Source organism: Pseudoroseomonas cervicalis ATCC 49957 (assembly GCF_000164635.1).
In the GTDB taxonomy this organism is placed as follows: Bacteria; Pseudomonadota; Alphaproteobacteria; order Acetobacterales; family Acetobacteraceae; genus Pseudoroseomonas; species Pseudoroseomonas cervicalis.
In genome coordinates this window covers 112204-120957 of the sequence record NZ_GG770783.1, presented here as the reverse complement: position 1 = coordinate 120957, position 8754 = coordinate 112204, and the positions used below count along the sequence as shown (strand labels likewise).

Annotated in this window: 8 protein-coding genes; 4 read left to right on the top strand and 4 right to left on the bottom strand. The window is 70.5% G+C overall.

The window, feature by feature from the left end:
* Window positions 1-108 precede the first annotated feature (108 nt).
* The 4 genes from phnC to glpD are packed head-to-tail and all read left to right on the top strand — an operon-like array spanning window position 109 to window position 4046.
* The gene (gene phnC, locus HMPREF0731_RS17855; protein WP_408734762.1) at window positions 109-897 is read left to right on the top strand and encodes a phosphonate ABC transporter ATP-binding protein; all 789 of its coding nucleotides are present in this window, start codon (window positions 109-111) and stop codon (window positions 895-897) included.
* Window positions 894-1700, top strand: coding sequence for a phosphonate ABC transporter, permease protein PhnE (gene phnE / locus HMPREF0731_RS17850; protein WP_007005590.1), 807 nt, complete (start codon window positions 894-896; stop codon window positions 1698-1700). The genes phnC and phnE (HMPREF0731_RS17850) overlap by 4 nt, the downstream gene beginning before the upstream one ends.
* A gap of 17 nt (window positions 1701-1717) precedes the next feature.
* Window positions 1718-2551, top strand: a complete 834-nt coding sequence (phnE, locus tag HMPREF0731_RS17845; protein ID WP_211207957.1) for a phosphonate ABC transporter, permease protein PhnE — start codon at window positions 1718-1720, stop codon at window positions 2549-2551.
* A gap of 1 nt (window position 2552) precedes the next feature.
* On the top strand, window positions 2553-4046 hold the full coding sequence (gene glpD, locus HMPREF0731_RS17840) for a glycerol-3-phosphate dehydrogenase (RefSeq protein ID WP_007005588.1): 1494 nt from the start codon (window positions 2553-2555) through the stop codon (window positions 4044-4046).
* Window positions 4047-4116: 70 nt separating this feature from the next.
* Here glpD and HMPREF0731_RS17835 read toward each other — a convergent pair whose 3' ends face one another.
* The 4 genes from HMPREF0731_RS17835 to HMPREF0731_RS17820 form a co-directional block, all read right to left on the bottom strand.
* Window positions 4117-5079: a CobW family GTP-binding protein gene (locus HMPREF0731_RS17835; protein ID WP_007005587.1), complete on the bottom strand. Its 963-nt coding sequence runs from the start codon at window positions 5077-5079 to the stop codon at window positions 4117-4119.
* Entirely contained in the window at window positions 5076-6677 is a 1602-nt protein-coding gene (locus tag HMPREF0731_RS17830) for an amidohydrolase family protein (protein ID WP_007005586.1), read from the bottom strand. The genes HMPREF0731_RS17835 and HMPREF0731_RS17830 overlap by 4 nt, the downstream gene beginning before the upstream one ends.
* An 83-nt stretch (window positions 6678-6760) precedes the next feature.
* A complete protein-coding gene (locus tag HMPREF0731_RS17825) occupies window positions 6761-7591 on the bottom strand; it encodes an ABC transporter permease (protein ID WP_007005585.1) in 831 nt (276 codons plus the stop codon).
* Window positions 7592-7593: 2 nt separating this feature from the next.
* The gene (locus HMPREF0731_RS17820; protein WP_007005584.1) at window positions 7594-8637 is read right to left on the bottom strand and encodes an ABC transporter substrate-binding protein; all 1044 of its coding nucleotides are present in this window, start codon (window positions 8635-8637) and stop codon (window positions 7594-7596) included.
* Between the last annotated feature and the right edge of the window lie 117 nt (window positions 8638-8754).

The following is an 8754-nucleotide window of genomic DNA, read 5'->3' as shown; positions in this document are numbered from 1 at the left end:
CAGCAGCAGCAGCCGGCCGCGCCGACCCATGTGGCGCCGACCGGCGCCACGCCCGGCGCCGCGGCGCCGCGCTGATCCACGAGTGAAGGCCACACCATGTCCGCCAGCATGACCGCAGCCCGACAGGACGCCGCCCCCGCCCCGGCCATCGCCCTGGAGATCAAGGGCCTGGTCAAGGAATACGCCGCCGGCAAGCCGGTGCTGAAAGGCATCGACATCGCCGTCCCGGCCGAGGGGATCACCGCCATCATCGGCCCCTCCGGCACCGGCAAGTCGACGCTGATCCGCTGCATCAACCGCCTGGTCGAGCCCACACGGGGCTCGATCAAGCTGCACGGCACGGAGCTCACCGGCCTGTCGGGGCGGGAGCTGCGCATGGCGCGGCGGCGCATCGGCATGGTGTTCCAGGAATACAACCTGGTCGAGCGCCTGAGCGTGATGGAGAACGTGCTGAGCGGGCGGCTCGGCTACGTTCCGCTGTGGCGCGCCTGGCTGCGCAAATATCCGGAAGCCGACATCCAGCGCGCCTTCGCGCTGCTGGACGCGGTCGGCCTGCCGGAGCATGCGACCCGGCGCGCCGACGCCCTCTCGGGCGGCCAGCGCCAGCGCGTGGGCATCGCCCGCGCGCTGATGCAGCGGCCTGACATCCTGCTGGCCGATGAGCCGACCTCCTCCCTCGACCCCCGCACCGCGGTCGAGGTGCTGGAGCTGCTGACCAACCTGACCGCCGCCGAGGGCGTGCCGGTGATCATCAACATCCACAATGTCGACCTCGCCAAGCGCTACGCGCGGCGGATCATCGGCATGTCGGGTGGCAGCGTGATCTTCGACGGCCCGCCGGAGCAGCTCGAGACGCATCACCTGCGCGCCATCTATGGCGGCGAGGACTGGCTGTGAGCACCACCCTGCCGCAACCCGGGGCCGAGGCGGCGCGCCGCGTCGCCTTCGCCCCCAACTGGACGATGCGCATCGCGCTGCTCGCGCTCGCCCTCTACACCGTCTGGGCCTGCAGCCGCCTCGGCCTCAGCTGGGACCGCGTGGCGCATGGCATGGGCGAGGGCGGCCGGCTGCTCGCCCGCATGGTGCCGCCGAATTTCGAGCGCTGGTCGCTGCTGCTGGAAGGCCTGCTGGAGAGCCTGCAGATCGCCGTCCTCGCCTCGGCCATCGGCATCCTGCTCTCGCTGCCGCTCGGCGTGCTGGCGGCGCGCAACCTCTCCCCGGTCTGGATCTCGGCGCCGGTGCGCGCGGTGATCGCGGTCTGCCGCTCGCTGCACTACGTCATCGTCGCCATCCTCTTCGTCAAGGCGATCGGCTTCGGCGCGCTGGCCGGCACGGCGGCGCTGGTGGTGGCCTCGATCGGCTTCATCGCCAAGCTCTTCGCCGAAGCCATCGAGGAGATCTCGATGAAGCAGGTGGAGGCGATCCGCGCCACGGGCGCCGGCGTGATGAAGGTGCTGGCCTATGCGGTGCTGCCGCAGGTGGCCTCGCGCTTCATCGGCTTCAGCCTGTACCAGCTCGACAGCAACCTGCGGAACTCGACGCTGGTCGGCATCGTCGGCGCCGGCGGCATCGGCGGCACGCTGTTCGCGGCCTTCAAGCGCTTCGACTACGACTTCGTGGCGGCCATCCTGCTCGCCATCATCGCCCTCATCTTCCTGGCCGAGATCATCTCCGGCCGTGTCCGGGCCGCCCTGCGATGAACAGCATGACCCCCAGCATGGACCGCCTCCCCGGCGGTCCCTCCGGTGATCCCATGGCGCCGCTGCGGCGCGAATGGCACCGCTTCACCCCGGCCCAGCGCCTCTCGCGCTGGCTGGTCTGGCTGGTCTGCGTCGCCGCCGTGGTCTGGGCGCTGCGCAGCATCGACATCATCCCGGAATTCCTGGTCGATGCGCCGGAACAGATGGCCGACATGCTGGTGCGCATGTGGCCGCCCGACCTCGCGCATTACTACCCCGAGGTGCACAACGCGCTGATCGAGACGCTGCATATCGCGACCCTCGGCACCGTGTTCTGCTTCGTCCTCGCCGTGCCGCTGGCGCTGCTGGCGGCGCGCAACATCTGCACCATCAAGCCGCTGAACGCGGCGGCGCAGCTCGGCCTGGTCGCCTCGCGCTCGGTCAACTCGCTGGTCTGGGCGCTGCTCTTCGTCGCCATCTTCGGCCCCGGCGCGGCGGCGGGCGTCTTCGCCATCGCCTTCCGCTCGGTGGGCTTCGTCGGCAAGCTGCTGGCCGAGGCGCTGGAGGAGACCAACCAGGGCCCGCGCGAGGCGCTACGCGCCTCCGGCGCCTCCTGGGGGGCGGAGCTGCTGAAGGGCGTCTGGCCGCAGGTGCAGCCGGCCTTCTGGGGCATCGCGCTGTTCCGCTGGGACATCAATGTGCGCGAGAGCGCGGTGCTCGGCCTGGTGGGCGCCGGCGGCATCGGCCTGGTGCTGGACGACGCCATCAACTTCTTCCAGTGGGAGCGCGTGGCCACCGTGCTGCTCGCCATCCTGGTCGTGGTGCTGCTGGCCGAGATCGTGGTGACCCGCGTGCGGGCGAGGCTGATCTGAGATGCGCGACATGGTCGATCTCCTGGTGATCGGCGGCGGCGCCAATGGCGCCGGCATCGCGCGCGACGCGGCGGGGCGGGGTCTGTCCGTCCTGCTCGTCGAGCGCGGCGATCTGGGCGGGGCCACCTCCTCCGCCTCCTCCAAGCTGATCCATGGCGGGCTGCGCTATCTCGAGCACTACGAGTTCCGCCTGGTGCGCGAGGCGCTGGCGGAGCGCGAGGTGCTGCTGCGCCTGGCCCCGCACATCGTCTGGCCGATGCGCTTCGTGCTGCCGCACCTGGCCGAGATGCGGCCGCGCTGGATGCTGCGCGCCGGCCTGTTCCTCTATGACCACCTGGCCAAGCGCGTCACCCTGCCGGGCAGCGAGGCGCTGGATTTCCGCAGCCACCCCTGGGGCGCGCCGCTGAACGGCCAGGCCACGCATGGCTTCGCCTATTCCGACGCCTGGGTCGAGGATGCGCGGCTGGTCGTGCTGAACGCCCGCGACGCCGCCGCGCGCGGCGCCGAGATCCGCGTGCGCACGGCCTTCACCGCCGCCACCCGCGGCCCCGATGGATGGAGCGTGACGCTGACCGGCGAGGATGGCCGCGCCGAGACGGTGCGCGCCCGCGCCATCGCCAACGCCGCCGGCCCCTGGGTGATGCAGGCGCTGGAGGGCACCGGCGTCGCCGCCCCCGACCGCGTGCGGCTGGTGCGCGGCAGCCACATCGTCGTGCCAGCCCTCTATGAGGGCAACCAGGCCTACATCCTGCAGAATGACGACCGGCGCGTGGTCTTCGTCATTCCCTATGAGGGGCGCTTCACCCTCATCGGCACCACCGATGTGCCGCACGCCGCCGATGCCGGCCCGCCGCGCTGCACGCCGGAAGAAGCCGCCTATCTCTGCCGCGCCGTCTCCCGACAGTTCCGCAAGCCCGTCACGCCGGACGACATCGTCTGGACCTATTCCGGCGTGCGCCCGCTGCATGATGACGGCGCCGAGAATCCCTCGGCCGTGACGCGCGACTATGTCCTGAAGATGGACCGCAAGGCGGCGCCGCTGCTCTCCGTCTTCGGCGGCAAGATCACCACCTATCGCCGCCTGGCCGAGGACGCCGCGACCCAGCTCTGCGAGGCGCTGGGCCGCAACGCCGCGCCCTGGACCGACAAGGCCACCCTGCCCGGCGGCGATCTGGGCGGGAAAACCACCGAAGCTTTCCTGGCCGAGGCCGCGCAACGCTATCCCTTCATCGAAGGCAGCACCCTGCGCCGGCTGTTCCACTGCTATGGCGGGGAGCTCGACGCGGCGCTGGGGCATGCGCGCAACGCCGCCGATCTCGGCCGCGACCTCGGCGGCGGCATCACCGAGCGCGAGCTGGAATGGATGGTGCAGCAGGAATGGGTGCGCGCGCCGGAAGACGCCCTCTGGCGCCGCACCAAGCGCGGTCTGCACATGACGGAAGCCGAACGCGACAGCTTCGCGCAGGCCTTCACACAGGTGGCGCAGGCCGCCTGAAGACAGGCCAAGGGGGCGCCGCCCCCTTGGATCCCCCGCCGGGGGGATAGGATCCCCCCGGACCCCGCCGTCAGTCGCAGCGCAAACGGCGGTCGGACAGGCGGGAGAGACGCACCGGGGCGTCGGCATCCACATCGCGCAACGCAGCGGCATCCAGGCCGCGGGCGATCACCACCAGCGCCTCCGGCGTGCGCGCACCGCGCGGCATCGGCACCGGCGGGCTCTGCAGCGTGCCCACCAGCTGCACCAACAGCGCCGTCTCCGGTGCATGCGGCGGATGCAGGAAGCCCTTCACCCGCAGCAGCCTGTCGCCGGCGAAAGCCGCGAGATTCTCCAGCCAGTCCAGCCGGTCCTCCCAGGAGGCGTCCTCGCCGAACTCGGCCAGCGTGACGCCAACCTCCGGATGCGCGCGCCCGGTCTCCGGGAAACCGGCGGCGAGGCCGGGTGCGACGGTGAAGGCAGCCAGCGCGCGGCGCGCCGGGTCGCCCTCCACCACCCGGGCGGCCAGCGGGTTGAGGCCCTCCACCAGCGCCAGCGCGGCCTCGGCCGGCGCCTGGTCCAGCTTGGTCAGCACCACCGTGTCGGCCGCCGCGATCTGCGCCGCGAACTCCTCGAAATGCGCGGCGCGGGAGGGTGCCTGGGCGGCGTCGCAGGTGGCCACCACCCGCACCCGCAACCCCAGCGGCGAGAGCGGCGCCAGCGAGCGCAGGATCGGCCCCGGCTTCGACAGCCCGCTGCATTCCAGGATGATGCGGCGGAACGGCCCCTGCCCCGCTTCCCGCCGCTGCCGCAGCAGCGCCTCCACCGTGAACACCAGATCATTGGTCAGCGAGCAGCAGACGCAGCCATTGTTCAGCAGCGCCAGCGGCACCGTGCCGCCATCGGCGACGATGGCGCCATCGACATCGATCTGCCCCGCCTCGTTGACGATGACGGCGGTGTCCGCAGCCTCCGGCAGGGCCAGCCAGTCGCGCAGCAGCGTCGTCTTGCCGCTGCCGAGGAAGCCGGCCAGCAGGATGAACTCGGCGCTCATGCTGGCGTGGGCGTCTTCGCCTGCTCGGCCTCCAGCGCCTTCTGGTCCGCTACCATGCGGCGCAGATCGGCCAGCATCGCCGGCACGTCGAAGACCAGCCCGCCGCGGATGGTGTGGCGCAGCGCCTGGCGCCATTCCGGCTGACCGGTGGCATCGTTCAGCCGCAGCGCGCCGGTGCCGTAGAGCAGCTTGAAATCCTCGAGCGGGTTCTCGTCCAGCACCAGCAGGTCCGCCTGCTTGCCGACCTCGATGCTGCCGGTCTCGGCATCGATGCCGAGCAGCTCGGCGCCCTGGATGGTGGCGGAGCGCAGCACCTCGAGCGGGTTGAAGCCGGCCTCCTGCAGCAGCTCCAGCTCGCGCACATAGCCGAAGCCGAAGGTCTGGAAGATGAAGCCGGAATCGCTGCCGGTGCAGACCCGCCCGCCGCGGTTCTTGTACTCGTTCAGGAAGGTCATCCAGAGGCGGTAATGCTGCTTCCAGTCGATCTCGTTGCCGATCGACCAGCGGAACCAGTAGGAGCCATGCCCGCCGCGCGCCGGCTGGAAGAAGCGCCACATGCTGGGCCAGGTGTAGTCGTCATGCCAGTCGGCGCGGCGCATGCGCATCACGTCGCGGTTGGCGTCGTAGATCGTCATGGTGGGCACGAAGGTGAAGTCGAGCGCCAGGAAGCGCTCCATCACCTCGTTCCATTTCGCGCTGCCCGGCTCGGCCGCCTGCTGGAAGGTCTGGCCGGCGGAGGAGAAGCGGAAATACTCGTCATTGTAGTTGTAGCCGGCGGGGTAGCTCTGCACGACGCGGTTGTCGTAGAGCGCCTCGGGCAGGCCGTAATAATGCTCGGCGCTGGTCAGGCCCCATTCGGCGGTGGTCAGCGCGTTCATCCGCGTCACCGCCTGCTGCGCGTGGTGGCAGCCGGTGCGCAGGCCGAGCTCGCGGCATTCGGCCAGCGCCGCCTTCATGATGGCCGGCGGCGCGCCGAAGAACTTCACCCCATCCGCGCCGCGCTCCTTCAGGCGGCGCAGCCAGGCGCGCGCCTCGTCGGGCGTGTGGATGGTCTTCAGCATGTCGTTGACGGCGGGGAAATAGGCGTGGGCCACGATGCGCGGCGCCGCGATGCGGTTGGCGGCGGATGCCTCGCGCTGCTCCACCATCCAGTCGATGCCGCTGAAGCAGCCCATCTCGCGCACCGTGGTCACGCCATGCGCCAGCCACAGCTTGTAGACATAGTCGGCCGGCGCCGGCGTGCCGTGCAGCGCGTGATAGGGCACGCCCGCATGGGTGTGGCAATCGATCAGTCCGGGGGTGACGAATTTGCCGTGGCAATCGATCTCGACCTCGCCCTCGGGCGGGCGGCGGGAGGGGCTGATGGGTTTGCCTGGCGTGCCGACGGCGACGATGGCGGCGATGCGGTCATTCTCGATGACGATATCGGCCGGGCCCCAGGGCGGCGCGCCGGTGCCGTCGATGATGGTGGCGCCGCGCAGCACCAGCCTGCCATAGGGCCCGGCGCCGCAATCGCGCGCGGTGGCCGCCGGCACGGGCGGCATGCCCATCTTCAGGTTCCGGGCGGTGATCTCCTGCCCCACATCGGGATTGCTCATGGACGTTTCCCTTGTCTTTCTGATGGGAGGTCCAGGAACCTCAGGTTCCTGGCGGGGAGAGTGTGAGAGGGGCGGCGCCCCTCTCACGCCGCGCGATACTTGCGCCCGAGAAAAGTGCTGCCCACCACGGTCAGCACCAGCGTGACCGCCAGCAGGATGAAGGCCAGCGCCGCGCCGAAGGGCCAGTTGTTGCCGCGCACGAACTGGTCGTAGACGGCGGGCGCCATCATCTTGAATTGCGGCCCGCCGAGCAGGACCGGCGTGGCGTAGGCGTTCATGCACAGGATGAACACCAGCACCGACCCAGCGGCGACGCCCGGCAGCGCCAGCGGCAGCACGACGCGGCGGAACACCGTCATCGGCTTCGCGCCCAGATTGGCCGCCGCTTCCTCCGCCTGGCGCGGGATGCCCTCGATCACCGCCGAGAGCGTCAGGATCATGTAGGGCAGCACCACGGCGACGATGCCGACCACGACGGAGCCGGCATTGTAGAGCAGCGGCAGCGGCGCGCTGATCAGGCCGAGCCCGCGCAGCGTGGCGTTGATCGCGCCCTCATTGCCCAGCAGCGCCATCCAGCCGGCGGCGCGCACGACATTGCCGACCAGCAGCGGGAACAGCACCAGGATGGTGGCCATGCTCTTCCAGCGGCTTTCCATGCGCGCCAGCCAGTAGGCGGCGGGAAAGCCGAGGGCGAGCGCCAGCAGGGTGCAGCCCAGCGCCACGCCGAGCGTGGTGAGCAGCACCTGCTGGTAGTAGGGATCCTGCAGCGCGCGCAGGTAGTTCTCCGCGCTCGTCGCCTCCACCATCAGCTCGGTCGGGCTGAAGCGGTTGAGCGAAATGCGGGCCAGCAGCAGCATCGGCGCCACCAGCAGGGTGAACACCAGAAGCCCGGCGGGAAGGACGAGCGCGGCCATGCTTACGCCTTGAACTGCTTGTTCCAGAAATCCAGGATCTCGCCATGCTGCCGCAGCAGGTAGTCGTAATCCGGGGCGCGCAGGCGCTGCTGCTCGGCCTCGCTCAGGCTGATCTGGCTGGCGATCTCGGCCGGCAGGGAGGCGTCCTTGACGGTCGGCAGATAGCCCATGCGGTCGGCGAAGGCGGCCTGGGCGGCCGGCTGCAGCGCGGCGTCCAGATAGGCGTAGGCATTGTCCTTGTTGCGGCTGTTCTTCGGCACCGCCATCTCGAAGACGATGGCGTAGGCGCCCTCGGCCGGGACGACATGCTTCACCGGGATGCCGGCCTTCTGCCACATGAAGCCGCGGGCCAGCCACATCGGCGTCATCCACACCTCTTCCGACTTCAGCGCCGCGGCCAGCGCCTCGTTCGAGGGGTAGACCTTGGCGTCGAGCGAGCGCAGCTCCATCAGCTTCTGCCGCGCCGGGCCGTAATCGCTGAAGGAGCCGCCGCCGGCCATGGCGGCGGCGAAGGTGTTGGTGCTGTAGAGGATGTCGGAGAAGCCGACGCGACCGCGATACTTCGGGTCCAGCATGTCGGCGAAGCCGGTGGGCGGCGTCGTCACCTTGTTCGGGTTGTAGAGCAGGACGAGCGCCGAATAGATGTGCGGCACGGCATAGGGCTTGGCCAACGCCGGCAGGATGGCGCTGCCGCGCTTCAGCTTGCCCATGTCGAGCGTGTCGAAGGCGCCCTGGGCCGAGATCATGTGCATGTCGGTGTCCGACAGGCAGGCGACGTCGAAGGTGCCGCGCCGCGCCTGGCGCTCGGCCAGCAGCTTGGTCTTGCGCGGGTCGGCATTGGCGATGTCCTGCAGGACCTCGATGCCCTGGGGCGCCATCAGCGGCTGATCGATATTGGCGCGCAGCAGCTCGCCATAATCGCCGCCCCAGGTGCCGATGACGACCTGCTTGCCCTGGGCGCGGGCGATGCCCGGCAGGCCGGCGGTGATCGACGCCAGGGCGGCGGCGCTGCCGGCCAGCGCGGCGCGGCGGGTGATGGTGGTCATGCCTCGTCTCCCATTGGTTCTTTGCGTCAATCCTGGAGGGCCGGCAGCAGCCGGGCGGCCTCGGCCTCCCAGCGCAGCGCCACGGCGTCGCCGACCGCCAGCCGGCGCATCGGGTCG